This is a genomic window from Nocardioides sp. NPDC047086, assembly GCF_040643685.1.
In the GTDB taxonomy this organism is placed as follows: domain Bacteria; phylum Actinomycetota; class Actinomycetes; order Propionibacteriales; family Nocardioidaceae; genus Nocardioides.
Genome location: NZ_JBEYUV010000031.1, coordinates 1 through 25,879, shown reverse-complemented (window position 1 = coordinate 25,879; position 25,879 = coordinate 1). Strand labels below are relative to the sequence as shown.

Here is a 25,879-nt window from a genome sequence, read left to right as displayed (position 1 = left end):
TTTCTCTCACGTGAAGGCCGCCGGTCAACGGACGGCCAGCGCCGTCCGCCGAGAAGAGGAAACGCCATGGCTACCACCACGATCACCGCACGTCACCGCAGTGACCTGACCGCCGTCGAGTCGATCCGCAACAACGTCCTCGACGCCGTTCGCAGCCTCCGCAAGACCGACCCGTCCGAGCACAAGCACCGCGGCGGGATGCCGCCTGCCGTCGGCACCACGATGTTCGGTGTCGCCGCCCTGGCAGCCACCGGCATCGTCGCACTCGGCGCCGTGCGCTGACCTGACCATGCGCCTACATCTTCGGTCCGTCGTACACAGCCTGTTGCTGTGGGTGGACGCTCTGGTCCTGCTGAGGGGGAGGACCAGAGCGCGGTCGGGGGGCCGCACCACGGACTGAGTGTCGCCGCACGAGCGGATCGGGGGATTCACGCTCGAGCGGCCGACACACGCGAGAGATCTCGTCTCATCGAGGGATACGGACAGATCTCGCAAGACCGCAGCCGACCATCGAGGGGGATGGTCGGCTGCGGCACTTCCAGAGCCCGGACGTCAGGCGGGGACCGAGGACTCCTCCACCCATCCGCCATCGGCAGGTGCGGAGACGGCCGCGTCGCGGCGTACGTCGGCGTCCTTCCACAGGTCGAGGAGCGCCGCCGGCCAGATCTCCTCATCGGTCGCCGCGAGTTCCGCCCGCGTCCACCAGCGGTGCTCGGCCATGGTGAGCTGCTCCTCCTCGGTGTGGCCCGCCGTGGAGACCTCGAAGGCGGGCACCCAGCAGGCGTAGAAGACGTCGTCCTGGTCGATGACCACGTCGCTGTAGCCGTGCACCACGGTCCGCCGCATCGTCGGCCCGAGCAGGTCGGCCCCGGTGACCCGGAGACCGGTCTCCTCCTCGAGCTCGCGCACCGCGGCGCCCCGCTCGCTCTCGCCCGGATCGATGCCGCCGCCGGGAGTGATCCACCAACGCGCTCCGGGGATGCCCGGGTCGGAGTCGGCGAAGAGCAGAATCCGGTCGCGGTCGTCGATCAGGAGCACGCGGACCGTGCTACGGGTGCGGCGCGGGCGCTGTTCCGGCGCGACCGGGACGAAGGTGCGTGGGGATTCTTCCGGTGAGGCCATGGCGCCATCCTCACCCACGCGGCGCGTACATGATCATGCCCATCCCGGCCAGGCACAGCGCCGCACCGGCGATGTCCCAGCGGTCGGGCCGGTAACCGTCCATCGCCATCCCCCAGGCGATCGAGCCGACGACGAAGACACCGCCGTACGCAGCCAGGATCCGCCCGAAGTGGGCGTCGGGCTGCAGGGTGGCGATGACGCCGTAGAGGCCGAGCGCGATGAATCCGGCGCCCACCCAGAGCCAGCCGCGATGCTCCCGGAGCCCCTGCCAGACCAACCAGGCGCCACCGATCTCGGCGATCGCGGCGAGCACGAAGAGCAGGAGCGAGCGGAGGATCAAAAGCCGTCGCCGATCAGGTGCGCACCGCCCAGCGGGTCGTTGTTCCAGGAGATCGTCGTCCAGCCCTCCTCCAGGCTGCCCTCGACGACCGCGAGGCCGGTGTTGCGGATCCGGTTGTCGTCGCCGAAGGCGGGTGACTGTGTGGTGCGCAGCCCGGTCCACATCCGGATCGCCGCACCGTGCGAGACGATCGCGACGGTGTCATCGGGCTCGTGCTGCTTGACCACGGCCTGCACCGCGGCGTCGTAGCGCGCCAAGAACTCGTGGCCCGCCTCACCGCCCGGCACCGGGGTCTCGAGCGTGCCGGCGATCCAGTCGCCGAGCGCCTCGAGATAGGCCGTCACGGACTCCGTGTCGGTGGCCATCTCCAGGTGGCCGGCGCTGATCTCCTCGAACCCCTCCTGCACGACGACCGGCAACCCGAGCCGGTTCGCGAGCGGCTCGGCGGTCAGCTGCGTACGCACCAGCCGGGAGGCGTACAGCCCCGCGATCCTCTCCCCGACCAGGGCATCCGGCACCGCCGCGGCCTGGGACAGTCCGAGCTCGGTCAGGCCGGCCCCAGGAAAGGCGGTGTCGAGCGCCCCCGAGACGTTGTTCGGGGTCTGGCCGTGTCTGATCAGCAGGAGTCTCATATGCCGGTAAGGGTACGGGACCCACCCCGCTGGCAGGCACGGACTAATCTGAATCCGGACGAACTACTTCCGGGAGCCGCCACGATGGGACATGACGAGAGCCCGACCGCTCGGGCGCTGCTCACCCTCGAGCTGCTGCAGTCCTCCCCCGGCATCACCGCCGAGCGGCTGGGCGAGCGGCTGCGAGTCACCGAGCGAGCCGCCCGGCGCTATGTCGCGATCCTGCGGGAGGCCGGGATCCCGGTCGAGTCCGAGCGCGGTCCCTACGGCGGCTACCGGCTCGGCCGAGGGATGCGTACGCCGCTCATCTTCACCACCGCGGAGGCGCTCGGCCTGGTGATGGCCCTGCTCGACGGCCACCACGACATCGCCGACGCCACCGGCCCGGTCGGGAGCGCGGTCGGCAAGATCGGCCGAGTGCTACCGGAGTCGCTGTCCCAGACGGTGGCTGCGGTGCGGCGTACGATCTCGGCCGTCCCCGACCAGAGCGCCGTCTCGCCCGACCCGGACATCACCACCAGCCTGGTCCAGGCCTGCGACTCCCGGCGGCGCACCACCATCGCGTACACGACCGAGAACGGCAACGAGCGCAAGATGGTCGTCGATCCCTGGGCGGTGGTCGTGCGTCATGCCCGCTGGTACCTGCTCTGCTGGTCGCACACCGCCGACGCGCGGCGGGTTCTCCGGGTCGACCGGATGGGCGCCGTCGACATCGAGGAGACCAGCTTCGTACGTCCCGAGATCGACCCCGTCACCGAGGTCGAGGAACACCTCGGCGAGGGCTGGGCCTATTCGGTCGAGGTCGTCTTCGACGCCCCGTTCGCGCAGGTCGACCGCTACCTTCCGCGCGTCCTGGGCCGCCTGGAGCCCGTCGACGACGGCCACTGCCGTCTCGTCGGAAGCACCAACAGCCCGGAGTGGTACGCCCAGGAGCTCGCCCGCCGCGCCGTCCCCTTCCGGGTCGTCGAAGGCGATGAGGTACGCCGCTGCGTAGCCGTCCTCGGTCAGCGACTCCTCGACGCCGCCCAGCGCCGCTGACCCTTGCTGGTCGAGCCGCGAGGCCGCCTGCGACCGAGCGCCTAGTGGCTCCGGCCGCTCGACCGGTAGGGGTCAGTTGAGGCGGGCGGGGAGGTGTGAATAGCCGCGGAGGATGCGGGTGGGGTGGCGCTCGCGGTCGTCGCTGAGCTTCAGGTCCGGGAAGCGCTCGAAGAGGAGCCGGAGGCCGATCTCTCCCTCCATCCGGGCCAGGGCGGCGCCGAGGCAGAAGTGGCGGCCGCTGGAGAAGGAGAGGTGGTCGCGGGCGTTCTCCCGGGTGACGTCGAAGGTGTGCGGGTCGGTGAAGACGGCGGGGTCGCGGTTGGCGGCGGCCAGCACGGTGTTGATGATCGTGCCGCGCGGGATCGCCTGGCCGGCGATGGTGGAGTCACGCCGGGCGACCCGGCCGGTGAGCAGCACCGGCGGATCGAGCCTCAGGATCTCGTCGGAGGCGTTCGACCACAGGTCGGGCCGTTCCTCGAGCACCTCGAGCTGAGCGGGGTTGTCGTGGAGCAGCGCGATGCCGTTGCCGATCAGGTTCACGGTGGTCTCGAAGCCCGCCGCGAAGACCAGCCCGGCGATGGCACGCAGCTCCCGTTCGCTGAGCCGGTCACCGTCGTCGCGGAGGGCGACGAGCTGGCTGAGCAGGTCGTCACCGGGGTGCTCGGCGAGATACTCCAGGTGGCCGCGGAGCCAGGTGTCGAACTCCTCCAGGGAGGCCTCCATGTCCCGGAACGTGCGCCAGCCCAGCCCGATGTCGAGGCTCAGCGCGGCGCCCTTGCCCAGCTCGAGCATGCGTTCGCGCAGATCGACGGGGACACCGAGCACCTCGGAGATGACTGTGATCGGCAGCAGCCCGCAGTAGCGGGTGACGAGGTCGACGTCGGCACCTGAGGAGGCTTCCTTCTCCAGGTCGTCGAGCAGCTCTCGGGCGATCTCCTCGGTGCGAGCACGCAGCTTCTCGACCGCACGCACCGTGAAGACACGAGTGACCAGCTTGCGGTAGCGGGTGTGCTCCGGCGGCTCGGTCGCCAGCAGCGACGGCGGCTGGAGCGGGGCGAAGACGTCGCTCGCCGACCAGCTCGCCGCCCTCGCCAGCAGACCGGTGCCCGACTCGTCGGGCGCGAAGAACCCGGTGATGAAGTCGTTGCTGGTCAGCACCTCCTTGATGACCTCGTGGTCGACCGCGAGGTGGCTGAATCCGCCCTGGTACAGCGGCCCACGCGCACGGAACTCCTCGAACAGGTCGACCAGGTCGAAGGTGTGCGACCCGGGCCCGCTCAGGATCAGGTCGCCCTGAAGGTCACCCTTCCGGGCGGACCGGACGATGGCCGTACGCGGCAACCCGTGCCCCAGCGCCCAGCGCACGCCCTGCTTGGCGGTGTGCTCCACCGTCCCCAACGTCCGGCCCAGCGTTCGACCCGCAATCGTGCGGGTGCCGGCGGGCGGCGTGATCTTGAGCGGCATGCGAGACCTCCGAGGCGCAGGAACACGTTCCCATGCAGCGTACGCCGGACGGGAGTCCCACACATCCGACCGTGGTAGCAATTCAGTCCTGTATCGAACCGCCTAGGCCCGGAAATCAGCGCTTGACGAACTCGCGATCGCCCTTGGGCCACGAGTGCGTGTAACCGGTGACCTTCGCGGCGCCGTCGACCCGGACGCTCCACTTCGCGTGCCCGGAGGCGACCGGCTTGACCACGACGAGCTGGTCGGGCTCGGTGATCGTGACCGTACGCGTGAACCGCTCCGGCGCACCCCACGGATCCATCGCGATCGTGGCCGTCACCGGCAGCCTGCTGGTGTCGATCCGCAGACCGATGGCCTCGGTCATCGCGATCGCCTTCACCGACAGCGTCCTGGTCGGCTCGGGCGCAGGCTTCTTGGTCGGCTTGGGCTTCGGCGTCGGAGTGGGCGTCGGAGTGGGCGTCGGGTCGACGCGCACCGAGGACGCCGATGCGCTCGGTGACGGCGACTCGGTGACCTCGTCGCTGGCCCTCGCACTCGGCGCCGACTGCCGGCCCTGCGGCTCGTTCTTGTCGGCGGAGCCCGGGTCCGAACCGGCCACGACGCCGCGTACGACCACGTAGATCAGGAGCAGCAGGAGGACGGCGAGGACGACCAGGACCACCCAGCCGCGACGCGTCATCCGCGTCCGCCGGTAGGGGCCCGACTCCAGGTGGTGCAGCGGCACCAACGGCCCGGCGACGGCCCGCCGGGCGGGGGGTCCACGCTCCGGTTCGGGCTCTGGGTCGGGTGCCGCTTCCGGCTCGGGTTCCGGCTCAGGCACCGGCGCAGGTGCTGGAGGCGGCGCAGGTGGTGGAGGCGGCGCAGGTGCCGGCGGCGGTGCAGGTTCGGGTTCGGGTTCCGGCTCAGGTTCCGGCTCGGGCTCAGCAACCGGCTCAGCAACCGGCTCCGGTGGCTCGACAGCAGGCGCCGGAACGGCCAGAACCGGCGGCACGTACGGCTCCGGCTCAGGCTCGGGGTCCGGCTCGACGATGCCCTGGACGACCACCGGCCCGGCACCGGCAGGGAGCCAGGCCGCGCCGGGAACGTCATCGGGCGAGCCGTAGCTCCCGAAGACCTCGAGGGTCTCGACGTCGGTGACGTGTCCGTCGGGATGGACGACCATCCGGACACGAGCCTCGTCGTCGGTTGCGACGACCTGGACGGGCTTGCGACTCGGGCCGGCGAGCTGTTCCCGCACGGCACGGATACCCGCCTGGTGCGGGTCCTCTCCCCACGGACGATCCACCACCAGGCCGTTGAGCGTCGTGACCCCGCGGGTGACGGAGAGGATGGCTGTCTGCTTCCGGGCCATCAGCGGCCTCCGGAAGGGTCAATGCACACGTGTGGGGGTCCTCGCGGTGGGGAAGCGGGCAACGGGCTCGGAAAGTTTGTCGTTCAAGCCTCAACGGGGCAACTCACACGCGCAAGCCCTACCCACCAGTTACCGTCTTGTCAGCCTGCCTTGTCAGGCGAGCTCGCGGACCCTGTCCTCGAGGAAGTCGTCGAGCATGTCGACGGCGACCGCGTTCGCGGCTTGGATCTTGTCCTGGCCGACCCCGCAGATCCGTAGGCACGAGGAGGCGATCGCCCACGCCTCCGGGCACGAGATTCTCCGGACCTCGCCTTCGGTGAGCATCTCGGTGCGCATGTTGATGACGCCTTCGACCTGCTGGATGAGCATGTTGCCCAGCTGCTTCAGGCTGACGCCCTCCAGCACCTTCTCCGAGGCCACCTTGCTGGCGAGATCGGCGTAGGCGGCTGCCAGCTCGTCGTGTTCCTTACGGAACTCGTCGTAGACCTCGCCGTTGGTCACATCCGGCAGCATGTAGAGCATGCCGACGTTATGCGGCACATCGGCAAGCGTTCGTACGTCGACGAGAACCAGCAGATAAAGAGCGGTCTCATAATCGAGCGGCGGCACCTGGTTGCGGATCTTGTCGACCTTGTCCGTGGTCGGTCGAACCGACTTACGGAGCAGTTCGACAAGGATCTCGTCCTTGCCTGCGAAGTGGTAGTAGAGGGAGGCCTGACGGATGCCGACCTGGTCGGCGATCTCGCGGGTGGACGTCGCCGCGAAACCCTGGGAGACGAAGAGTCGCGCAGCAGCATCGAGGATCTGGTCACGTGGTGAGGCGGTACCCGAATCGGGCACATGCCTGGGGCGGCCGGGCCGAGAACGCCTAGTTGTCATGTACGCCATCTAAGCGGCCTCCCGAGTTTCGGGGAAGATTCGAAAGAGTCTTCTTCCCCTAAAGAACAGAGTCGAAAGTCCCACGGGAGGGTTGAATTCCCTGTCAACAAAGTGTATGACACGACGAACCGATAGACGTGGCACAGCATCCTCCCGGGGCGATAATGCTGGCGGATTCTGCCCAGTGTGACTGGGGGTCAGGCCCCTGAACAGAGGCGTGTGCCACCTGGAGGAATGACCCCGGTCCCGTAACCGATATCCATGCTGAACGTTAAAGGCCCTGCTCAGATCGGTAACGGCGCCAACCTCCGTGCGTCGAGATATCGACGGCCTCTTCGACGGCACACGGCTCGACGAGAAATCCCGAAACCGAGGAGCCGTCCCCCAACGTGACCTTTCCGATGACCATCGGAGCAGGTACGCCACCCACGAACGTCCCGAAGCCCGCGGCCGGGACGCGCCACAGCTCGCCCTCGATCCGCGCCCCGTCCCCGGAGCCACCCGCCCGGACGAGCCCGGGCTTGGGCGGCACCGTCTCCAGCGCGAACAACCGGTAGTCGGCCGAGGTCGACACCGGGCGCAGCAGGGTCGCCCCGGCCTCGACCAGCTGGTGGTTGAGCGGCTGCCGGGACAGGTGCGCGCCCACCACGAAGAGATCGATACAGGGACTGAGCAGCGCGTGGCCGAGCGCGGCCAGGGTGCGGTCGCTGCCGGCCGCCCCGGTCAGCATCACCCCGAAGGGCAGCCCACCGACCTGGCCGGCCGGGAGCGCGAGCGAGGCCATGTCGAGCAGGTTCGCGAAGTTGGTGTAGCGCCCCAGACGCGCGTTCGCGCCGACCGGATCCGCGGCCACCTCGGCCAGCGTCGGATGCCATGTCGTCGTCGGCGTCAGCAACGCCGCGCAACCCGCGAGGGCCTCTCGTCCCTCGGCCCCCAGGCGCGCGAGAAGAGCGACGTCGCGCGCCCAGTCGGCTGCGCTGGCCGACGCCCCCGCGAGCACGATCGCGGCGACCGTCGGGTCCAGCTCGGTGCCGATGAGGTCCCGGTTGGCTTCGAGGTGGGCGCCCACCGCGGCGTACCTCTCGGCGACGAAGGCCCCGTCGTAGAGCAGCCGGGCGGCCTCGAGCAGCGGCGAGATGTCGGCCTAGACGATCTCGGTCCCGGCGGCGGCCAGCCGCGCGACCACGGCCCGGAAGGCGGCAGCCCACCCCGGGGCGAGCCCGTCGAGGTGCTCGCCGGTCGGCACCGCCACCCGCGGAACCGGTGGCAGCCCGGCGTCCGCCGGCAACGTACGCGACAGCGGATCCGAGGCGTCAGGGCCGGCCATCAGCTCCGCGGCCGCCCGCGCGGACGCCAGATCCCGGGCGAAGACGGTGACGCAGTCGAGCGTGTAGCAGGCGGGCACCACACCGGTGACGGGAACCAGCCCACGTGACGGCTTGACCCCGACGATGCCGTTGAGCGCCGCCGGCACCCGTCCGGAGCCCGCGGTGTCGGTCCCCAGCGCGAGGTCGACCAGGCCTAGGGCGACGGCGACCGCCGAGCCCGACGAGGAGCCGCCCGAGATCCGGCTCGGATCCCAGGCGTTGCGGACCGCTCCGTACGGGCTGCGGGTGCCGACCAGGCCGGTCGCGAACTGGTCCAGGTTGGTCTTTCCGACGACCAGCGCCCCGGCCGCCCGCAGCCGGGCGACGGCAGTGGCGTCGGCGGAAGGCTGGTGCGCGAACGAGGGCGCGCCCGCGGTCGTCGGCAGGCCACGTACGTCGATGTTGTCCTTGACCGCCAGCAGGCGCCCGGCCAGTGGCAGCACTTCGCCGCCGGCCACCTTCGCGTCGATCGCGGCCGCCTCCTCGAGCAGGTCGGCACGCGTACGCAGCGAGATCCAGATCTCCGGCCGGTCCGATGCGTCGATCCGGTCGAGGGCCTCGGTGGCACGGGCGAGCGCGCCACCGGGAAGCGCGTGGATCAAGACGACGCCCCGTCGACCGGCCGCACCGCGGCGATGACCTGCCCCGGGACGATCTGCTCGCCCGGCTTCACGTAGATCTCGACGACCTCGCCGGCGACCGGATTGGGGACGCTCGCCTCCATCTTCATCGCCTCGACGACCATCAGCGGCGCGTCCAGGGCCAGCTTCGACCCACGGCTCGCGACGACCTTCCAGACGGTCGAGGTGAACGGCGCGGTCACCTGCACGCACCCCTCCGGCACCTCGATCTCCGACGGTTCGCCGCGCGCGTCGATGCGATCGCAGATGTCGAACTCCCCCGCCTCCTTCCAGCGCTCGCGCTCCTCGTCGAAGGCGGTGGACTGCTGGTCACGGAAGGCCGCGATCGAGTCCGCGTTGGCGCTCAGGAAGCGGTCGTACTCCATGATCGAGAAGGTGCCCTCCTCTGTCTCGAACTCGCCGCGTCCGGCATCGACCTCCGCCCGCAGCTCCAGGAGCTCGTCGGCGGAGACCGGGTACCACTCGATCCGGTCGAAGAATCGCAGCGCCCAGGGGTCGTCATGGAAGAGTCCCCCGGCAGAGGTGGAGCGCCGAAAGCGGTTGAACACTTGCGTCGTCCGGCCGACCAGCTGGTAGCCGCCCGGCCCCTCCATGCCGTAGATGCACATGTACGCCCCGCCGATCCCGACAGAGTTCTCCGCCGTCCAGGTGCGCGCCGGGTTGTACTTCGTCGTCACCAGCCGGTGCCGCGGGTCCAGCGGCGTCGCGACCGGCGCCCCCAGATAGACGTCCCCCAGGCCGAGCACCAGGTACGTCGCGTCGAAGACGGTCCGATGGACCTCCTCGACCGAGGCGAGCCCGTTGATCCGGCGGATGAACTCGATGTTCCACGGCGCCCACGGTGCGTCGTCGCGTACGCCTGCGGTGTAGCGCTCGATCGCCTCCCGGGTCGCCGGGTCGTCCCAGGACAGCGGCAGCCGCACCCGCCGCGAGGGCACGGTCAGCTCCGAGGTGGCCGGGAGATCCTCCTCCAGCTCACGCAGGAGCCCCGCGACCTGGCCGGCGCGCAGGACCGAGGAGTCGGTGTGCACCTGGAGCGACCGGATCCCCGGCGTGACGTCGATGATCCCGGCGGGCGCGTGCTCGGCCAGGGCCGACTGCAGCGCATGCACCCGCATCCGAAGTCCCAGGTCGAGCGTCATCGGCCCGTACTCCACCAGCAGGGAGTTGTCCCCGCTGCGGCGGTAGGTGACCTCCGGCCGCGCCGGTGTCTCCGGCAGCCGGCCGAGGACGCCGTCGTCTCCGTCACCACCCGTCGACTCCACCGTGAAGGAGGAACGATGGTTGACCAGGCCGGCCGCCTTGCCCTCCCACACCGGCACGAACCGCACCGTGTCGCCGGGGCGCAACTGGCCGATCTTCCACAGCTCGCCGCTGGCGACCACCGCCGGGCACACGAAGCCGCCCAGCGACGGGCCGTCGGGGCCGAGGATGATCGGGGTGTCGCCTGTGAAGTCGAGCGATCCCACCGTGTACGGGGTGTCGTGGATGTTCGAGGGATGCAGCCCGGCCTCGCCACCGTCGGCACGGGCCCAGGTCGGCTTGGGACCGATCAGGCGTACGCCGGTGCGAGCCGAGTTGTGGTGCACCCGGTAGCTCGCGGAGTAGAGCTGGTCCAGGTCCGCACGCGTGAAGAACTCCGGGGCGCCGTGCGGGCCCTCGGTGACGCCGATCTCCCAGGTGTTGGTCAGCGCCGGCCGCCGCGACACCGGGGTCGCCGCCGGCTGCGCCTGCGGGTCGACCGCGGTTCCGGGACGGAGCACGTCGCCGCGCTGGAGCGTACGCCCGGCGTGCCCGCCGAACCCGCCCAGCGTGAACGTCGAGGCACTGCCCAGATACTCAGGTACGTCCAGGCCACCCCGGACCGCGATGTAGGTCCGCAGCCCGGGCCCGTCGGTGCGACCCAGCGTCAACGTCGACCCCGCGGGGAGCTCGATCGGCTCCCACTGCGGGGCAGGGACGCCGTCGACGCTGACCGGCATGGGGGCACCGGTCACGCAGACGACGGCGGGATCGGAGAAGACCAGCGTCGGTCCGTTGGCCGTCGCGCGGCCCGTCGCCAGCGGCACCGTGACCTCGAGACCCGGGGCACCCCGGTGGTTGCCGACGGCCAGGTTGGCCTCGGCGAAGGAGACCGGGTCGAACGGACCTGAGGGAGGCACGCCGACCTGCCAGTAGCCCACCCGGCCGGGGAGGTCCTGGACGGTGGTGAGCACGCCCGGGTCGAGCACGTCGATCCGCGGATCGGGGTCCCCACCGCGGCCCTCCTTGGCACATTCGGCCAGCGTCGAGGTCGAGTGCGTGGCCGAGCGGAGCTCGGCGTACGTCGTCATCGCGCGCAGCGCCGAGACGTTGGTGACGATCCCGTCGATCCGAGTCTGCGCGAGCGCGTCGCCCAGCCTGTCCAGCGCCTCGTCGCGGGTCGCGCCGGTGGCGATCACCTTGGCGAGGAGCGGGTCGTAGTGGGGCGAGACCTCGAGCCCGGTCTCGATCCAGGAGTCCACCCTGACGCCGTCGCTCGGCTCCGGCAGGAGAGCCCGCGTGACCAGGCCGGACGACGGCATCGAGTCCTTGGCCGGGTCTTCGGCGTAGACCCGTGCCTCCACGGCGTACGCCTGGGGTGCTGGGCACTTGCGGAAGAGCTCGTCGGGCAGGGCGGTGACGCCGTCGCGAGCCAGGCGCAGCATGAGCTCGACGATGTCGATGCCCATCACCTGCTCGGTGACCGCGTGCTCGACCTGGAGGCGGGTGTTCATCTCCAGGAAGGAGATCTGCTCCCGGCCCGGGTCGTAGACGAACTCCACGGTCCCCGCCGAGCGGTAGGAGACCGACTTGGCGAGCTGGCGTGCGGAGTCGTGCAGGACCGTTCGTACGTGCTCAGGAAGGGAAGGCGCGGGCGCCTCCTCGATCACCTTCTGGTTGCGGCGCTGCAGCGAGCAGTCGCGGTCACCGAGGACAGCGACCTGGCCCTCGCCGTCACCGAAGATCTGCACCTCGACGTGGCGGGCCGGCCGCACCAGGCGCTCCAGGAACACCCCGGCGGTCCCGAAGCTGGTCTGGGCGAGCCGCGCGACACGCTCGAACGCAACCCTCACGTCGGATTCCGAGCTGCATGCGGTCATCCCGATGCCGCCACCGCCGCCGGTCGCCTTGACCATCACCGGCAGCCCGATCCGGGCGGCCTCCTCGGCCGCCTCGTCCGGACCGGAGAGCAATCCCGTGCCTGCCAGCATCGGCACCCCGGCGTTCTCGGCGAGCCGCCGGGCCGAGTGCTTCTCGCCGAAGGCGCTGATCTGCTCGGGCGTCGGGCCGACGAACCGCAACCCCGCCGCTTCCACCTCACGGGCGAACGCGGCGCTCTCGGACAGGAAGCCGTAGCCGGGATGGAGCAGCCCCGCGCCGGTGCGCAGGGCTGCTGCGATGATCAGGTCGCCACGGAGGTAGGAGTCCCGTGCGGGCGCGGAGCCCAGACAGACGGCCTCGTCGGCCTCCCGCACGTGTGGTGCCGCCCGGTCGGCCTCGGAGAAGACCGCGACCGTACGCATGCCGAGCTCGCGCGCGGTGCGCATCACCCGGCGGGCGATCTCCCCTCGGTTGGCGACCAGAACGGTGTCGACGGATGGCCCACCGCTCACTGGCCGACCTCGTAGTCGACGTCGGGCTCGGTGACGATCATCCGCAGCGGAGTCGGGTTGAAGTCGTTGCAGGGGTTGTTCATCTGCGGGCAGTTGGAGATCAGCACGAGCGTGTCGATCTCCGCGCGCAGCGCGACCCTCTTCCCCGGCGCCGACATGCCGTCGACGATGCCGAGGGAGCCGTCCTCCTCCACGGGCACGTTCATGAACCAGTTGATGTTGGAGACGATGTCGCGCATGCCGAGCCCGTGCTTGGCACCCTCGGTCAGGAAGTTCTCCCGACAGCCGTGGTGATACATCACGTGGTGGCCGTAGCGCAGCGTGTTGGACTCGCGCGAGCAGGCGCCGCCGATGGTGTCCTGGCGGTCGATCTCGTTGTCGACGACGGTCATCAGGGCACGACCGAGGTTGCTGCGCAGCACGGTCCCGGTGCGGATGTAGGCGTTGTCCTGCCACGCGAGCGTGTCCGGAGCGCTGTAACGCTCGTCGGTGTGGTGCGCGTTGTAGAGCAGGCAGTCACCCGACTGGTTGCCGCCGACATCGACGATCGTCAACACCTGCCCGGCACGTACGACACCCGACCACGAGGCCCGCGGAGCCACCTGCTCGTCCAGCACGACGGCACCCGGCACCAGCGGATCACCCCACTCCAGGTGAGTGCCGTCGGCGTACGACGCCCCGACCGGGACGCTGGAGACCAGCTGCCCGTCGGGCGTCAGATAGGTGGTCACAGGGACGGGAATGGTCGTCACAGGCCTCATCACCGGGTTGTCGATCGTGGTTGTCACAGTCCCCGAGCCTCCGCATAGTCGATCGTGTTCAGATAAGCCCGCCGAACCTCGGGAGAGGCGTCGAAACGCTCGTCCGCCGGGGTGGTGGGAGTGCTTTCCGGCGTACGCCAGGCGTGCACGCGCAGCGGCCCGACGACGTAGCCCGGACGGGGGTCGCGCGGGTGCGGCACGTTGGCGATCAGCACGATCAGGGGCAGCTCGGCCACGAGCTCGACCGACGTCCCGGCACCTGACGAGCCGAACCACTCGAAGCTCCCGTCCGAGGCGACCCGGACTCCTTGGAAGAACGAGACCGAGGGAGGTACGTCGGCCGGCCCGAGTCCGTGCTTGGCGGCCGCCTTCACGAACAGATCACGGCCCGCGGGCGCAGGCCCCTCGGGCAGCGCGGTGCCGTAACGCAGCACGTTCCACGCGGCGGTGCTCGTGCCGCAGAACGCGTCGTGCCGGCCCGAGGTGTCGGCGACGATCGTGGCGAGCACCCGGCCGTCACCGGAGAGCAGCGGGTGGCCGGCACCGAGGTAGGCCTGCCACGGGATCTTCTGGGTGTCCGCGACGTTGAGCCGCTCGGTCGGCTCGAGCGCGTTGTAGACGAGGGTGTGGGCACAGGCCTCGCCCGTCGGGTCCTCGAGCCGGAACCGCGTGCCTCGCGCGAGCACCTTGTGGGTGTATCCGCCGGGGGCGACCGTCTCGGCCCAGGTCAGAGCGTCCGGGTCGACGTCCTCCGGACAGAACGGGCTCGCCGACGCCGGTAGGTACGGCATCCAGTCGCTGACCTGCCCCCCTTGCGCGCGAGCGTCTGCCCGTGCGTTCAGCACCGTGTCCGTGCTGTGGTCTGCAGCTAGCGCCACCCGGGTCCTCCTTGAAGCATGATTAACCTGTCGACTGACAGGTAAGCATGTAGGTCAAGGGCGTCGGGGGCAAACCAAGACTGTTGGAAACCTGAGTCCGAAATGTGGGGTCGGAGTCGGAAAAATTCTTCCCTGTCGGTCGATCGATTCTTACCGTTTTCAGTCGGCACTGGCTAGGGGGGCGGAGCATTTGCTGCCGATTTCCCGCGTGCGGTGCCGCCTGATGGAGCGAACTCCTCGAAGAGGTGACCAGCCCTACGGACGAGAAAACTGTCAAACGACAGGTAACAGGCCCGGTGTGATTTCAGACACCGTTCCGATGGCACTCCGGCGCCGTGCCGAGGAGCGGACCGAATTGCGGGGCGGATCGCTGGTTCGGCTGACATCGACCCCCAGGAGTGGGACCCTGACCCACAACGGACAGTCACCTCGAGACGCTCGACAGGCCGGTGCCGGGCTCAGCCCGAGATCAGCGGGACGATCTCTTCGAACCCCACGGCACCACATTGCCGGAGACGAACGTCCGCGATTCGGACCCTTCGCGCGGCATCGGGATCCCGATCATCCCGACGAGCTCGTTCAGGTCGCTGATCGTCGGTCCGCTCCACTCGGGATCCGGGGCGAAGGCGACGTCATCTCGACAAGCTCGATACACCGCCTCGTCGAGTTCCTCGAGCGCGCCAGCACGGAACCGCACCGTCCGCATCCCGACCGCCTCGGCCCCGCTGAGCTCGTGGTCGGCGCCGGCGCCGACGTAGACGCACTCATCGGTATGCACCTCCAGAGCCGCCGCGGCGACGAGGTAGGCGCCCGAGTCCGGCTTGCGTACGCCGGTCTGGCAGGAGAACGAGACAGCGTCCAGGTGGGCCGCGAGCGGGCTCTGCTGCCAAATCGCGACCGTCTCGGCCCCACAGTCGGCGACGAGGCCGAGCTTGAACCCTCGCCTGCGCAGCGACTCGAGCGCAGGCAGGGCCCAGGTCGCGGCATGCAGGGAGAGCGCGTAGTTCAGTCGCCGCGAGATCGCGCGCTCCACCTGGGACTCGGTCGGCGACCCGCCGACCCGTCGGGCGAGGTAGCGCACGGTGTGGTGTACATCGGCCATCAGACCGCGTACGCGCTCGTCGAAGGTGTCCGCGACCGCGGCCGCGAACGCATCGGGGTCGACGCAGAGATCCGCGCCCATCCCCCTGGCCACCGCGTCGCGCTCGGCGGGATGACCGCTCGGGACGAGGGTGTCGTGCAAACCGAAGAGGACCGCGCGCACCCCGGCCTCGTCCATGAATTCAGCCTAACCACGATCGGATCTCGACTGCGGGAATTCAGCCAAGGGACCGCCGACCCACCCGAGTGGGGCCGCGTGAGGTCTCTGGCCTAGACTGGAGCCACGAAGGGGAGTAGTCCTCAACAGTCGCGTCGACATACTGGCCTCAGAGCCCGGCGCGATCGGCCACGAAAGTGGCGGACGAGACCTTCGACCAAGCACCCGTGTATCTACGTGACGGTGCTGGTCGAAGGATCTCCACCCCACGTGCGGATGCCTCCGGCCGGCGCCGGAGAGGAACCCTGTGTACGCCTTCCTGCTTTCCACCGCGGTCATCTTCGTCGCCGAGCTCGGCGACAAGAGCCAGCTCATGGCGATGACCTTCGCCACCCGCTACCGGGCTCGAGACGTGATCATCGGGATCACCGCCGCCACCGCGATCGTCCACCTGGCTTCGGTCGGCATCGGCGCCCTCATCGGTGACGCCTTCGCCGAGCACCAGCACTACATCACCATCGTCGCCGGGATCGCCTTCCTGTTCTTCGCGGGATGGACCCTGCGGGGCGACGAGCTCACCGAGGACGAGGCCAAGAAGGCCCGCAACAGCCGGGGCATGGCGATCATCGCCGTCGGGATCGCGTTCTTCCTGGCCGAGCTCGGTGACAAGACGATGCTCGCGACGATCACCCTGGCCACCCAGGAGGGCTGGCTCGGCACCTGGATCGGCTCCACCGTCGGGATGGTCGCGGCCGACGCGCTCGCCATCGGGGTGGGCGCGCTCCTGGGCCGCAAGCTCCCCGAGAACGTGATCAAGTACGGCGCCGCCGCGCTGTTCGCGATCTTCGGGATCATCCTCGTCATCGATGGCGTCGTGAATCTCTAATGGCGCGCTAGGCCTCAGGACTGGTCGAGCGACTTGATCCGGCGGTTCAGGTAGCGCTGCTCCGGCACGCTCTGCGTCAGCCGGGCCGCCAGCACGTAGTGCTCCCGGGCAGTCGCGACGTCGCCGGACTGCTCGAGCAGGTGCGCCAGCACGGCATGGGCGCGATGGTGTCGCTGCATCGCCGGGTGCTCCAGCAGGTCGCGTACGATCTCGATCCCGTGCTCGGGGCCGAGACTCATCGCCACGGCGACGGCCCGGTTGAGCGTGACCGCCGGCGAGGGCGCGACCTGCGCGAGCATCCCGTAGAGCAGGTTGATCTGGAGCCAGTCGGTGGCCTCGTACGACTCTGCCTCGGCATGGACCGCGGCGATCGCGGCCTGGAGCTGGTAGCGGCCCACCGGCCCTTCAGGGAGTACGTCCTCCAGCAGCTCGACACCCTCACGGATCAGCTCCTGGTCCCACTGCGAGCGGTCCTGGTCCTTGAGCGGGATCAGGTCGCCGAGGTGGTCGACGCGACCGCACGAGCGGGCCTGGGTCAGCAGCATCAGCGCGAGCAGGCCGGTGGCCTCGTCGTGCTCCGGGAGCACGCCGCGCACGATCCGGGTCAACCGGATCGCTTCGTCGGTGAGCTCGATGCCCTGCAGCTCAGGGCCACTGGTGCGGGTGTGGCCCTCGTTGAAGATCAGGTGGCAGACGTCGAGAACGCACGCGATCCGCTCGGGCAACTCGTCGGGCGCCGGCGAGCAGAACTTCTCGTCCTTCAGCGTCGCCCGCGCCCGGCTGAGCCGCTGCCCCATGGTCGCATCCGGAACCAGGTACGCAGCCGCGATCTCCGACGTCGTCAGACCGCCCACACACCGCAGCGTGATCGCCACCTGGGAGGGGCGGCGCAGCGCGGGATGGGCGCACATCATCATCAGCCGCAGGGAGTCGTCGTAGGCCGAGCCGATCTCCACGGCCGCGGGGTCCGGGTCGTCGAGCCGCCGGGCGATCCCGTCGGCGACCTCTCGCCGGGTCCGCGCCGTGTCCGCGCGCAGCTGGTCGATCAGGCGTCGATGAGCCACCCGGATCAGCCACGCCCGCGGGTCGACCGGCAGGCCGTCGCGCGGCCATCTCTGGCTGGCGGCGATCAGCGCCTCCTGGGCCGCGTCCTCGCAGTCGGGGAGGTCGGGATGGACCCGCAGCAGGGCGCCGAGGACGTGGGCGGACTCCTGCCGCCACACGTCCTCGACTCCCGTGACCGTCATGTCAGTAGGTTGCCACCGGCCGCAGCTCGACGGTCTCACCGGGGCCGCTGAAGCTGCGTACGACCTCTTCGGCTCTCTCCTGAGACTCCACGTCGATCAGGAAGAAGCCGGCCAGATGCTCCTTGGCCTCCGAGTAGGGACCGTCGGTGGCGATCGGCTCGCCAGCCTCCCACCGGTAGAGCTTGGCCGAGGCCGGATCCGCGAGCGGCTGCCCGCCGAGGAGCTCACCGTTGGCCGAGAGCTCCTCCATGATCCCCTCGAAGGCCGCGTTGAGCTTTTCCCTGGCCGCCTGCGGCAGCGACTGGAGCTCGGGGATGAAGTCACCGGTCGGGTGGCCCCACGGCTGCGGGTTGGAATGGATCAGGATGACGTACTTCATGCTCTTCCCTTTCGTCGGCGCCTTCCGTAGGCGTGCTTACGGGGATACGTCGGAGCCGATCGGCGTAGTTCTACATGGTCCCAGAAGCGAGCCGTCGACGTGTGCGAATAGGGGTGCGGCGCCACGACCTGCCCATCGCAACTTCCGTGCCGCGGAGCGGGCTCCTGAGGCGGAACAGCCTGCAGCGACCGTCACCGATGTGGAAGGGTGACCGGTTGTGAATCCGGGAACGTTCGAAGCCATCGACGAACGTCTTGTCTCCACCCTCGACGACCTGCTCGACCAGCCGACGCTGGAGCCCGGGATCGTCGTCAACGCGCTCTTCAACCGGTTGGTGACCGCCGTGCTGAGCGTGCCCGAGTCGGAGGCCGAGACCGTGCTGGCCGCGCTGCCGCCCTCGCGGTCACCGGCCGTCTTCCGATCGGTCGCGTCCGCGGGCGAGCACGCGCTCGAGCGGGTCTGGGCCGACCGGATCGCGCACTCCCCCGACCCCGCCGCGGCGTTCGCCCACTTCCCCTACCGCGAGAACTATCGGCTCCTCGTGGAGATGGAGCTGGAGGCCGTACGCCGCCAGGGCACCGTCCCGCGGCACGTCCTGCTCCTCGGCTCGGGGCCGCTCCCCCTCACCGCGCTCTGCCTGGCCGAGCAGGGCGTCGCGGTGCACTGCGTCGACCACGACGCCGAGGCGATCCGGCTCTCCTCCGCCGCGTTCGGCCGCCTGGGGGCCGTCGGTGTGACGTTCGAGCACGCCGAAGCCGCCGCCGCCACGCCACCGCGCCCCGCCGACGTCGTACTTCTCGCCGGCCTGGTCGGCTCCGACGATGCTGCGAAGGCCGCGGTGCTCGACAAGGCAGTCACCGCTCTCGCCCCGGGCGGCCTCGTCCTGGCGCGGAGCGCCCGCGGGCTGCGTACGCTGCTCTACCCGAAGGTCGGTCCGCAGGCTCTGGCCGGCCTGGACGTGGTCGCCGAGGCCGACCCCGAGGTCGACGCCCCGGGAACCGACGTGATCAACAGCGCGATCCTCGCGCGCCCCTAGAGCACGGGGTCGAGGACCTCGGCCTTCAGCTGTGCCGCCCGCTCGATCCGCTCGGCACCGGTCTCGCCGAGATTCCAGGTCGGCAGGATGAACTCGTCGAACCCCGCCGCGACATAGCGGCCGATCAGGTCCTGCAGCTCACCGGCCGAACCGGTCTGCGTTCTGGCGAAGCCCGGATTCGCACCGTCGAGGTCGAGCATGAAGTTGGTGGTCGTCTTGATCGTCGCGGGGTCGCGACCCACCTGCTCGCACGCCTCCAGGAGCTTGGCCCGCACCGCGCCGGCACTCTCGGGGGTGCCCCAGGTGTTCCACTCGTCGGCGTGCCGGGCGACGACGCGCAGCATCCGCGGGCCCTTGGCGCCGACCAGGATCGGCAGGGGCGAGGCCACCGGCTTCGGCTCGCACGGAGCGTCGGTGAGCTGGAAGTGTGTCCCCTCGAAGGTCGTACGCGGCTTGTCGAGCAGCGACCGGGTGACCTCGATCGCCTCCTCGAACCGGTCGACCAGCACCTTCGCGCCCGGCAGGTCGATGCCGTACACCTTGTGCTCGTTGATCTGCCAGCCGGCACCCATGCCGAGCACGAACCGCCCGCCGGCGATGTGGTCGATCGTCGCGGACCTGTTCGCGAGCAGCGCCGGATGATGGATCGTCGTCGGGGAGACGAGGGGACCGATGCGTACGTTCTCGGTGGTCGCGGCCAGCGCCGGGAGAACCCCCCACACCTCGTGCATCGGCCCGTCGTCGATGGCCTCGGAGCCGGTGTTGGGCATGTAGTGGTCGGCGAACCAGACGCCGTACCACCCTGCCTGGTCAGCCGCCTGCGCCTCGGCAAGGATGTCAGCAGTGGGAACGGCAGGACTGGGCCACAGCGAGATCTTCACGACCCCAACCTACCCACGAGCGAAACTCCCCTTCGCCAAAATATTCGAGCGGGATTCTTGGCAGGGTTGTCGATCCCGCGTAGACCTCGTTCGACCAAGGGATGAACGGGCCGGCAAGACGGCCCCACCGACACAGGAGAATCCGAGATGCCGAAGTACATGCTGATCTGGCGCACCATCGACGAGGACAAGCAGAACGCCGCGATGGCCGCCATCCCCTTCGAGCAGATGCTCGAGAAGATGGGGAAGCTCAACGACGAGCTCATCAAGTCGGGCGTGCTGCTCGCGATGGAGGGGCTGGACCCGGAGGAGCACACCGTCGTCACCTACACCGACGCCGAGGAGGCACCGGTGGTCACCGACGGTCCCTACGGCGAGACCAAGGAGCTCTTCGGGGGCTTCTACCTGATCTCGGTCGGTTCGAAGGAGGAGGCGGTCGAGTGGGCCAAGCGGGTCGGTGGCTTCCCCGGTTCCGCCGTCGAGGTCCGCCGGGTGCCCACGATCGACGAGTTTCCGCAGGACAACCCGTGGATCCAGAAGGAGCTCGACTGGCGGACCAAGAACGGGCAGCTCTGACGGCCGAGACTGCCGGAGAAGACACCGATGAGTGACGCGACGCGTGCCGTCGAGGCGATCTGGCGCATCGAGTCCGCCCGCATCGTCGGCGCGCTCGCGCGCTACACCGGCGACTTCGCCCTCGCCGAGGACGCGGCCCAGGAGGCCCTCGCCGAGGCGCTGGTCTCCTGGCCACGCGACGGCCAGCCGGCCAACCCGGTCGGCTGGCTGATGACCACCGCCAAGCGGCGGGCGATCGACACGATCAGGCGCGCCGGGGTCCAGCGCGAGAAGTACGAGGCGATCGCCCATGACCAGGACGAGGCGTACGCCGACGACCTGGACGTCGAGCGGATCGACGACGACGTCCTCGCGCTGATGTTCGTCTCCTGCCACCCGGTGCTGTCCAAGGAGGCCCGGGTGGCGCTCACGCTCCGGGTCGTCGGCGGCCTCAGCAGCGAGGAGATCGCCCGGGCGTTCCTGGTCCCGGTGCCGACGATCCAGGCTCGGATCACCCGCGCGAAGAAGACGATCGCGGCCGCGAAGGTCCCCTTCGAGGTGCCCTCGCCAGACGAGCGCCGCCAGCGGCTCGCCGGCGTGCTCAACGTCCTCTACCTGATCTTCACCGAGGGCTCCACCGCCACGTCCGGCGAGGACCTGATCCGCACCGACCTCGCCCGCGAGGCGCGGAGACTGACCCGGGTGCTGATCGGCGTACTGCCTGACGAGCCGGAGGCGTACGGCCTGCTTGCGCTCATGGAGCTGACCGCCTCCCGCTTCCCCGCCCGCACCGATGCCGACGGTGACCCGGTCCTCCTCGAGGACCAGGACCGAACCCGGTGGGACCAAGGAGCCGTACGCCGCGGCCTGGCCGCCCTCGAGCAGGCGACCCCACGAGGGCTCGGTCCCTATGGCCTCCAGGGCGCGATCGCGGCCACCCACGCGGCCGCCGACTCGGTAGAGACCACCGACTGGGAGCGGATCATCCTCCTCTACGAGGCCCTCGGCCGGATCGCGCCCAACCCGATCGTCGACCTCAACCGCGCCGTGGCGGTCGCGATGGCCCACGGACCGCTGCGGGGCCTGGAGATCGTCGACCGGCTCGCCGACCCGATCACAGGGGCAGGGTGGCTCGACCACACCCATCTCCTTCCGACCGTACGCGGAGAGCTGCTGCGCCGACTGGGCCGAACCGTCGAGGCGCGCGAGGAGCTGGAGCGTGCGGCAGGGATGTGTACGAACGAGCGAGAGCGTGCGGTCCTGCAGCAGAAAGTCGCTGATCTTACCTAAAACGGGGTATACCTGACGCTCATGTCACAAGCAGCGAGGACCGAGACGTCCGAAACCCCGCGCTGGCGGATCCTGGGGCCCGGTCTCGTGGTGGCCGCCACCGGTGTCGGCGCCGCCGACCTGGTCGCCACCCTGATCGCCGGCAGCAAGTACGGCTACGCCCTGCTCTGGGCCGTGATCGTCGGCTGTGTCCTGAAGGTGGTCCTGGTCGAGGGCGCCGGGCGCTACAGCCTGGCCACCGGCGAGACGATCTTCCAGGGATGGCGCCGCCTGGGCATCTGGACGACGATCTACTTCGGCCCCTACATCGTGATCTGGGGCTTCATCTACGGCGCCGCGGCCATGGCCGGCACCGGCCTCTCGCTGGCGGCGCTGTTCTCGTTCGCCTCGGTGAAGTTCTGGGGCATCCTCTCCGGCCTGATCGGTCTCGCCATCGTGTGGGCGGGCCGATACGGCCTCTTCGAGAAGTTCCTCGCGGTCCTCGTGGGGATCATGTTCGTGACCATGGTCGGCGCCGCTCTGGTGACCCTGCCCAACCTTCCCGAGCTCCTCACCGGCCTGGCCCCCACCATCCCGGAGGGCTCGCTGGTCAACATCCTCTCGGTCGCCGGCGGTGTCGGCGGCACGATCACCCTGGCCGCCTACGGCTACTGGCTGCGGGAGAAGGGCTGGAGCACCCCGCAGTTCATGCGCGTGATGCGGATCGACAACACCACGGCGTACGTCGTGACCGGCATCTTCGTCGTCGCGACCCTCATCGTCGGCGCCGAGCTGCTCTACTCGGCCAACATCGCCATCGGCACCGGTGACCAGGGCATGCTCGACCTGTCCCGGGTGCTCTCCGACCGCTACGGCAACTGGTTCGGCAAGCTCTTCCTGATCGGCTTCTGGGCCGCGGCGATGTCGTCCCTGGTCGGCGTCTGGAACGGCGTCAGCCTGATGTTCGCGGACTTCATGGGCACCATCCGCGGACGTGCGGACGAGCCCGAGGCCAAGAGTGGCGGCCTCTGGTACCGCTCCTACATCCTGTGGCTCACCTTCCCGCCGATGATCTGGCTCCTGCTGGCCGACGAGCCGACCTGGCTGATCCTCATCTACGGAGTCCTCGGCGCGTTCTTCATGCCGTTCCTCGCCGTCACCCTGCTCTGGCTCCTCAACACCGGCCACACCCCGGCGGAGTGGCGCAACAAGTGGGTCTCCAACATCGGCCTCATCATCTGCGCCCTGCTCTTCGCCTGGCTCGCCTTCGACCAGATCCGCACGACCATCACCGACCTGCTCGGCTGACGCCGAGTCGGCTCGAACTGACCGAAAACCCCGCCGAGTCGGCTCGTCATGACGAGCCGACTCGGCGCCTTTTCTTGTCAGGATGAGCCGACTCGGCTTCTGGACGGTTACGCCTGCGCCTTGCCGATCCGCCAGTAGCCGACGAACGTGATCCGCGACTTGGGCACGCCGAGCGACACCAGATGGCGCCTGCCCTCGGCCGGGATCGTCCGCTCACCGACGAGGTAGGCCGAGAGCGTGGCCGGCGCCTCGGGGATGTACGCCTTCACCTCGGCGATCGCCAGCGTCCCAGGCTGCTCGGTGGAATCAGCTCGAGCGAGCCAGCGCACCTCGACCCCCTCAGGCCCGGAGACGTCCTGGACGTCGGCCATGTCCGGAATCTCGATGATCGCCAGGCCGCGCGCGTCGCGGGGCATGTCTCGGAGGATCCCGACGATCGCCGGAAGCGCGGACTCGTCCCCGACGAGCAGATGGAACGATGCGTCCGGAGCGAAGTCGAAGCCCGTGCCCTGGTCCATGAGCACGACCCGTTCGCCGGCCTGTGCGGTACGCGCCCACGGGCCCGCGATCCCGAGATCCCCGTGCACGACGAAGTCGACGTCGATCTCACCCAGCTCGGGCCGGTGCTCACGCACGGTGTAGTTGCGCAGCGGCGGCCGGTCGCCATGCCTCATGTACTTGAAGTAGTCGATCGTCCCAAGCTTCTCGGGCACCACATCGAAGTTGGTGGACTCCCCACCGGGCCGCGGCAGGAAGAGCCGGAACCACTGGTCGAAGCCGCGCTGCGGGAAGCGTCTCAGGTCATCACCTCCCAGAGTGAGCCGCACCATGTGCGGCGTGACCTGCTTGTTGTGCAGCACCTCGGCCGCGTACACGCCCTTCAGCTTTCGGCCGTCGTCGAATCCCATGCCAGCTCCATCCTCTTAAGTAAGGCTTACCTTACCTACGCTGCCAAGCGGGTCCGCGAGACCAAAGTCGGTTGACGCGTTCAGCGTCCAGGTCAAGGCTGTTCGGCATGCCCGCCGTCGAGCTTTCCGGCTGGAAACGCAACGCAGCGATCTTCCTCGCCGGCCAAACTGTCTCCCTGCTCGGCTCGATGCTGGTGATGTACGCCGTGATGTGGCATCTCACCATCGAGACCCGCTCCGGGTCGGTGCTGATGCTGAGCCTCGTCTTCGGGATGCTCCCGCAGGCGTTCATGTCGATCTTCGGCGGCGTCTGGGCCGACCGGCATCACCGCAAGTTCCTCATCATGGGCTCCGACGCCACGATCGCGGTCGCCACGCTGATCCTGGCCGGCCTGATGGCCAGCGGGATCGACGACCTGTGGATCATCTATCTCGCGCTGGCCATCCGTTCGATCTTCGCCGGGATCCAGATGCCTGCGGTCACCGCGATGATCCCGCAGATCGCGCCGGAGTCCCAACTGCTCCGGATCAATGGAGCGTTCCAGACCATCCAGTCCGCGATGGCGCTCCTCGCCCCGGCACTCGCCGCGGTCATCTACGCCAGCATGGACATCGTCGCCGTCTTCTTCATCGATGCCATCACGGCCCTCATCGGCGTCGGTCTGCTGGCCCTCGTCCCGGTCGCCCGTCTCGTACGCCCCGATCAGGGCAAGGTCTCCTACTTCGGTGACCTCCGCGCCGGCCTGAAGTACGTCTCCACCCACGCGCACGTGCGTTGGATCCTCGTCCTGTTCACGCTGGTCATGGTGATGGTCGGAGCCCCTTCGTACCTCACCCCGCTCATGGTCACGCGCACCTTCGGCGACGAGGTCTGGAAGCTCACCGCGAACGAGCTGTTCTGGGGCTTCGGCATGCTGGCCGGCGGTGCGGCCATGGCCACCTTCGGGCCCAAGATCATCCACCGCATGCGCTTGATGGTCGGTTCTGTCGTCCTCATCGGACTGTTCGTCGTCGGCCTCGGAGTCTCCACGAACATGTGGGTCTTCTTCGTCTTCGGTCTGCTCATCGGGTTCGCCTTCTCAGCGCTGAGCGCTCCCGCGATGACGATCCTCCAAGAGCGCGTCGAGCCGGAGATGCAGGGACGGGTCTTCGGCATCGTCGGCATCGTCATGTCGGTTGCCATGCCACTCTCGATGGTGGTCTTCGGTCCGCTCGCAGATCAGTTCTCGGTCGAGTCGCTGCTCGTGCTCGCCGGCCTGCTGCTCTTCCTCATGGTCGCCGGCATCCTCGCCATCCCTGGCGCTCGCCGGTCATTGACCGAGGTCGACGTCCCCAAGGAACAGCCCGTCGTTCCTGCTGCCTCGATCACGCCGGACGAGGAACCCTCTCAGGGCACCAAATGACAGCTGCCCGGCACCTCGAGGGCACCGGGCAGCTGGAGAAGCTCTGGATCAGCGGCTGGTGACCAGCTTGATGGCCACGCCGAGACCCACGGCAACGACGGCGGCGATGAGCAGCTTCTTGACCATGGGAACTCCTAATTCGAGAGGTTTGGTACGGACTGCAACTATGACATTGGACCTCGCGAGGCTGCCTACGTCAACCGGGCGTGGCGCGAAGTGACCGCCACAATCATCTCGACAAGCTCGATACAACGCATCTCGACAAGCTCGAAAACGGGTACAAATGGCAGCAGGGCCACCTCCGAAGAGGTGGCCCTGCGCAAAGTTATGTCCGGCGGCGTCCTACTCTCCCACAGCCTCTCGGTTGCAGTACCATCGGCGCTGAAGGGCTTGACTTCCGGGTTCGGGATGGGACCGGGTATTTCCCCTTCGCTATGGCCGCCGTAACTCTAGAGATCACGCTTCCCCATCCGGGGAGGTGACCAAACCTGTGTTACAACAGTTGGTTGTGGACGCGAGACTTGACGGTCTTCGTTTGTTGTCTTTGTTGAGGGTTTATGAAAGATAAGCCCTCGGCCTATTAGTACCGGTCGGCTGGGCATCACTGCTGTACACCTCCGGCCTATCAACCCCATAGT

General features: G+C 69.1%; 22 protein-coding genes, 1 rRNA gene and 1 pseudogene. 8 read left to right on the top strand and 16 right to left on the bottom strand.

Features of this window, described 5'->3' with window-relative positions; all coding sequences use genetic code 11:
* The first annotated feature begins 66 nt into the window (after positions 1 to 66).
* Complete coding sequence (locus ABZ796_RS20505; protein WP_357339358.1) at positions 67 to 282, top strand: hypothetical protein; 216 nt, start codon at positions 67 to 69, stop codon at positions 280 to 282.
* Positions 283 to 552: 270 nt separating this feature from the next.
* Here ABZ796_RS20505 and ABZ796_RS20500 read toward each other — a convergent pair whose 3' ends face one another.
* Genes ABZ796_RS20500 through ABZ796_RS20490 form a run of 3 tightly spaced genes read right to left on the bottom strand, consistent with a single transcriptional unit; the run spans position 553 to position 2,094 of the window.
* Entirely contained in the window at positions 553 to 1,122 is a 570-nt protein-coding gene (locus tag ABZ796_RS20500; protein WP_357339357.1) for an NUDIX domain-containing protein, read from the bottom strand.
* 10 nt (positions 1,123 to 1,132) lie between these two features.
* Positions 1,133 to 1,462: a YnfA family protein gene (locus ABZ796_RS20495; protein WP_357339356.1), complete on the bottom strand. Its 330-nt coding sequence runs from the start codon at positions 1,460 to 1,462 to the stop codon at positions 1,133 to 1,135.
* Positions 1,459 to 2,094 (bottom strand): histidine phosphatase family protein, encoded by a 636-nt coding sequence (locus ABZ796_RS20490; RefSeq protein ID WP_357339354.1) that lies wholly within the window; start codon positions 2,092 to 2,094, stop codon positions 1,459 to 1,461. The genes ABZ796_RS20495 and ABZ796_RS20490 overlap by 4 nt, the downstream gene beginning before the upstream one ends.
* A gap of 84 nt (positions 2,095 to 2,178) precedes the next feature.
* Between ABZ796_RS20490 and ABZ796_RS20485 the strand changes: the two genes are divergently transcribed.
* Positions 2,179 to 3,132, top strand: a complete 954-nt coding sequence (locus ABZ796_RS20485; protein WP_357339353.1) for a WYL domain-containing protein — start codon at positions 2,179 to 2,181, stop codon at positions 3,130 to 3,132.
* Between the two features lie 72 nt (positions 3,133 to 3,204).
* On the opposite strand, the gene ABZ796_RS20480 is transcribed toward ABZ796_RS20485, so the two are convergent.
* The 8 genes and pseudogenes from ABZ796_RS20480 to ABZ796_RS20445 all read right to left on the bottom strand — a co-directional run bounded on the left by ABZ796_RS20480 (position 3,205) and on the right by ABZ796_RS20445 (position 15,390).
* Complete coding sequence (locus ABZ796_RS20480) at positions 3,205 to 4,596, bottom strand: cytochrome P450 (RefSeq protein WP_357339352.1); 1,392 nt, start codon at positions 4,594 to 4,596, stop codon at positions 3,205 to 3,207.
* A gap of 115 nt (positions 4,597 to 4,711) precedes the next feature.
* Positions 4,712 to 5,950, bottom strand: a complete 1,239-nt coding sequence (locus ABZ796_RS20475; RefSeq protein ID WP_357339351.1) for a hypothetical protein — start codon at positions 5,948 to 5,950, stop codon at positions 4,712 to 4,714.
* 153 nt (positions 5,951 to 6,103) lie between these two features.
* A complete protein-coding gene (locus tag ABZ796_RS20470) occupies positions 6,104 to 6,790 on the bottom strand; it encodes a helix-turn-helix domain-containing protein (protein ID WP_357339349.1) in 687 nt (228 codons plus the stop codon).
* Positions 6,791 to 7,100: 310 nt separating this feature from the next.
* Positions 7,101 to 8,798: pseudogene (locus tag ABZ796_RS20465) on the bottom strand (allophanate hydrolase).
* On the bottom strand, positions 8,795 to 12,472 hold the full coding sequence (gene uca, locus ABZ796_RS20460; RefSeq protein WP_357339347.1) for an urea carboxylase: 3,678 nt from the start codon (positions 12,470 to 12,472) through the stop codon (positions 8,795 to 8,797). The pseudogene ABZ796_RS20465 and the gene uca overlap by 4 nt, the downstream one beginning before the upstream one ends.
* Entirely contained in the window at positions 12,469 to 13,203 is a 735-nt protein-coding gene (locus ABZ796_RS20455) for an urea amidolyase associated protein UAAP2 (RefSeq protein WP_357339345.1), read from the bottom strand. The genes uca and ABZ796_RS20455 overlap by 4 nt, the downstream gene beginning before the upstream one ends.
* 53 nt (positions 13,204 to 13,256) lie before the next feature.
* Positions 13,257 to 14,024, bottom strand: a complete 768-nt coding sequence (locus tag ABZ796_RS20450) for an urea amidolyase associated protein UAAP1 (RefSeq protein WP_357339344.1) — start codon at positions 14,022 to 14,024, stop codon at positions 13,257 to 13,259.
* Positions 14,025 to 14,580: 556 nt separating this feature from the next.
* Positions 14,581 to 15,390, bottom strand: a complete 810-nt coding sequence (locus ABZ796_RS20445) for an HAD family hydrolase (protein ID WP_357339343.1) — start codon at positions 15,388 to 15,390, stop codon at positions 14,581 to 14,583.
* A 286-nt stretch (positions 15,391 to 15,676) separates the two neighbouring features.
* On the opposite strand from ABZ796_RS20445, the gene ABZ796_RS20440 reads away from it, so the two are divergent.
* A complete protein-coding gene (locus tag ABZ796_RS20440; RefSeq protein ID WP_357339341.1) occupies positions 15,677 to 16,255 on the top strand; it encodes a TMEM165/GDT1 family protein in 579 nt (192 codons plus the stop codon).
* 14 nt (positions 16,256 to 16,269) lie between these two features.
* On the opposite strand, the gene ABZ796_RS20435 is transcribed toward ABZ796_RS20440, so the two are convergent.
* On the bottom strand, positions 16,270 to 17,502 hold the full coding sequence (locus tag ABZ796_RS20435; RefSeq protein WP_357339340.1) for a sigma-70 family RNA polymerase sigma factor: 1,233 nt from the start codon (positions 17,500 to 17,502) through the stop codon (positions 16,270 to 16,272).
* 1 nt (position 17,503) lies between these two features.
* Entirely contained in the window at positions 17,504 to 17,881 is a 378-nt protein-coding gene (locus ABZ796_RS20430; RefSeq protein WP_357339339.1) for a YciI family protein, read from the bottom strand.
* Positions 17,882 to 18,098: 217 nt separating this feature from the next.
* Between ABZ796_RS20430 and ABZ796_RS20425 the strand changes: the two genes are divergently transcribed.
* Positions 18,099 to 18,917 carry a nicotianamine synthase family protein gene (locus ABZ796_RS20425; RefSeq protein WP_357339338.1) on the top strand — a complete coding sequence of 273 codons (819 nt, stop codon included), beginning with the start codon at positions 18,099 to 18,101 and terminating at the stop codon, positions 18,915 to 18,917.
* Here the strand turns inward: ABZ796_RS20425 and ABZ796_RS20420 are convergent.
* On the bottom strand, positions 18,914 to 19,798 hold the full coding sequence (locus tag ABZ796_RS20420) for an LLM class flavin-dependent oxidoreductase (protein ID WP_357339337.1): 885 nt from the start codon (positions 19,796 to 19,798) through the stop codon (positions 18,914 to 18,916). The genes ABZ796_RS20425 and ABZ796_RS20420 overlap by 4 nt on opposite strands.
* Positions 19,799 to 19,945: 147 nt before the next feature.
* Between ABZ796_RS20420 and ABZ796_RS20415 the strand changes: the two genes are divergently transcribed.
* From ABZ796_RS20415 to ABZ796_RS20405, 3 genes are read left to right on the top strand one after another with little or no spacing between them, the layout of a single operon-like run.
* Positions 19,946 to 20,374 carry a YciI family protein gene (locus ABZ796_RS20415; protein WP_357339336.1) on the top strand — a complete coding sequence of 143 codons (429 nt, stop codon included), beginning with the start codon at positions 19,946 to 19,948 and terminating at the stop codon, positions 20,372 to 20,374.
* 27 nt (positions 20,375 to 20,401) lie between these two features.
* Positions 20,402 to 21,643, top strand: a complete 1,242-nt coding sequence (locus ABZ796_RS20410) for a sigma-70 family RNA polymerase sigma factor (protein WP_357339335.1) — start codon at positions 20,402 to 20,404, stop codon at positions 21,641 to 21,643.
* A 21-nt stretch (positions 21,644 to 21,664) separates the two neighbouring features.
* Positions 21,665 to 22,930, top strand: coding sequence for an Nramp family divalent metal transporter (locus tag ABZ796_RS20405; RefSeq protein WP_357339334.1), 1,266 nt, complete (start codon positions 21,665 to 21,667; stop codon positions 22,928 to 22,930).
* A gap of 107 nt (positions 22,931 to 23,037) precedes the next feature.
* Here ABZ796_RS20405 and ABZ796_RS20400 read toward each other — a convergent pair whose 3' ends face one another.
* The gene (locus ABZ796_RS20400) at positions 23,038 to 23,838 is read right to left on the bottom strand and encodes a siderophore-interacting protein (RefSeq protein ID WP_357339333.1); all 801 of its coding nucleotides are present in this window, start codon (positions 23,836 to 23,838) and stop codon (positions 23,038 to 23,040) included.
* Between the two features lie 107 nt (positions 23,839 to 23,945).
* Here ABZ796_RS20400 and ABZ796_RS20395 point away from each other — a divergent pair, with 107 nt between their 5' ends.
* Positions 23,946 to 25,241 carry an MFS transporter gene (locus tag ABZ796_RS20395; RefSeq protein ID WP_357339331.1) on the top strand — a complete coding sequence of 432 codons (1,296 nt, stop codon included), beginning with the start codon at positions 23,946 to 23,948 and terminating at the stop codon, positions 25,239 to 25,241.
* A 329-nt stretch (positions 25,242 to 25,570) separates the two neighbouring features.
* Here the strand turns inward: ABZ796_RS20395 and rrf are convergent.
* Positions 25,571 to 25,687: ribosomal RNA gene (gene rrf / locus ABZ796_RS20390) — 5S ribosomal RNA — on the bottom strand.
* Positions 25,688 to 25,879: the final 192 nt, after the last annotated feature.

Excerpts from the sequence above, each read along its gene's own strand:
- ABZ796_RS20485 (WP_357339353.1), top strand. The coding sequence starts at position 2,179 with ATGGGACATGACGAGAGCCCGACCGCTCGGGCGCTGCTCACCCTCGAG.
- ABZ796_RS20500 (WP_357339357.1), bottom strand. The coding sequence starts at position 1,122 with ATGGCCTCACCGGAAGAATCCCCACGCACCTTCGTCCCGGTCGCGCCG.
- ABZ796_RS20410 (WP_357339335.1), top strand. The coding sequence starts at position 20,402 with ATGAGTGACGCGACGCGTGCCGTCGAGGCGATCTGGCGCATCGAGTCC.
- ABZ796_RS20475 (WP_357339351.1), bottom strand. The coding sequence starts at position 5,950 with ATGGCCCGGAAGCAGACAGCCATCCTCTCCGTCACCCGCGGGGTCACG.
- ABZ796_RS20490 (WP_357339354.1), bottom strand. The coding sequence starts at position 2,094 with ATGAGACTCCTGCTGATCAGACACGGCCAGACCCCGAACAACGTCTCG.
- ABZ796_RS20450 (WP_357339344.1), bottom strand. The coding sequence starts at position 14,024 with ATGCCGTACCTACCGGCGTCGGCGAGCCCGTTCTGTCCGGAGGACGTC.
- ABZ796_RS20395 (WP_357339331.1), top strand. The coding sequence starts at position 23,946 with ATGCCCGCCGTCGAGCTTTCCGGCTGGAAACGCAACGCAGCGATCTTC.
- ABZ796_RS20405 (WP_357339334.1), top strand. The coding sequence starts at position 21,665 with ATGTCACAAGCAGCGAGGACCGAGACGTCCGAAACCCCGCGCTGGCGG.
- ABZ796_RS20435 (WP_357339340.1), bottom strand. The coding sequence starts at position 17,502 with ATGACGGTCACGGGAGTCGAGGACGTGTGGCGGCAGGAGTCCGCCCAC.
- ABZ796_RS20445 (WP_357339343.1), bottom strand. The coding sequence starts at position 15,390 with ATGGACGAGGCCGGGGTGCGCGCGGTCCTCTTCGGTTTGCACGACACC.
- ABZ796_RS20415 (WP_357339336.1), top strand. The coding sequence starts at position 19,946 with ATGCCGAAGTACATGCTGATCTGGCGCACCATCGACGAGGACAAGCAG.
- ABZ796_RS20480 (WP_357339352.1), bottom strand. The coding sequence starts at position 4,596 with ATGCCGCTCAAGATCACGCCGCCCGCCGGCACCCGCACGATTGCGGGT.
- ABZ796_RS20505 (WP_357339358.1), top strand. The coding sequence starts at position 67 with ATGGCTACCACCACGATCACCGCACGTCACCGCAGTGACCTGACCGCC.
- ABZ796_RS20430 (WP_357339339.1), bottom strand. The coding sequence starts at position 17,881 with ATGAAGTACGTCATCCTGATCCATTCCAACCCGCAGCCGTGGGGCCAC.
- ABZ796_RS20400 (WP_357339333.1), bottom strand. The coding sequence starts at position 23,838 with ATGGGATTCGACGACGGCCGAAAGCTGAAGGGCGTGTACGCGGCCGAG.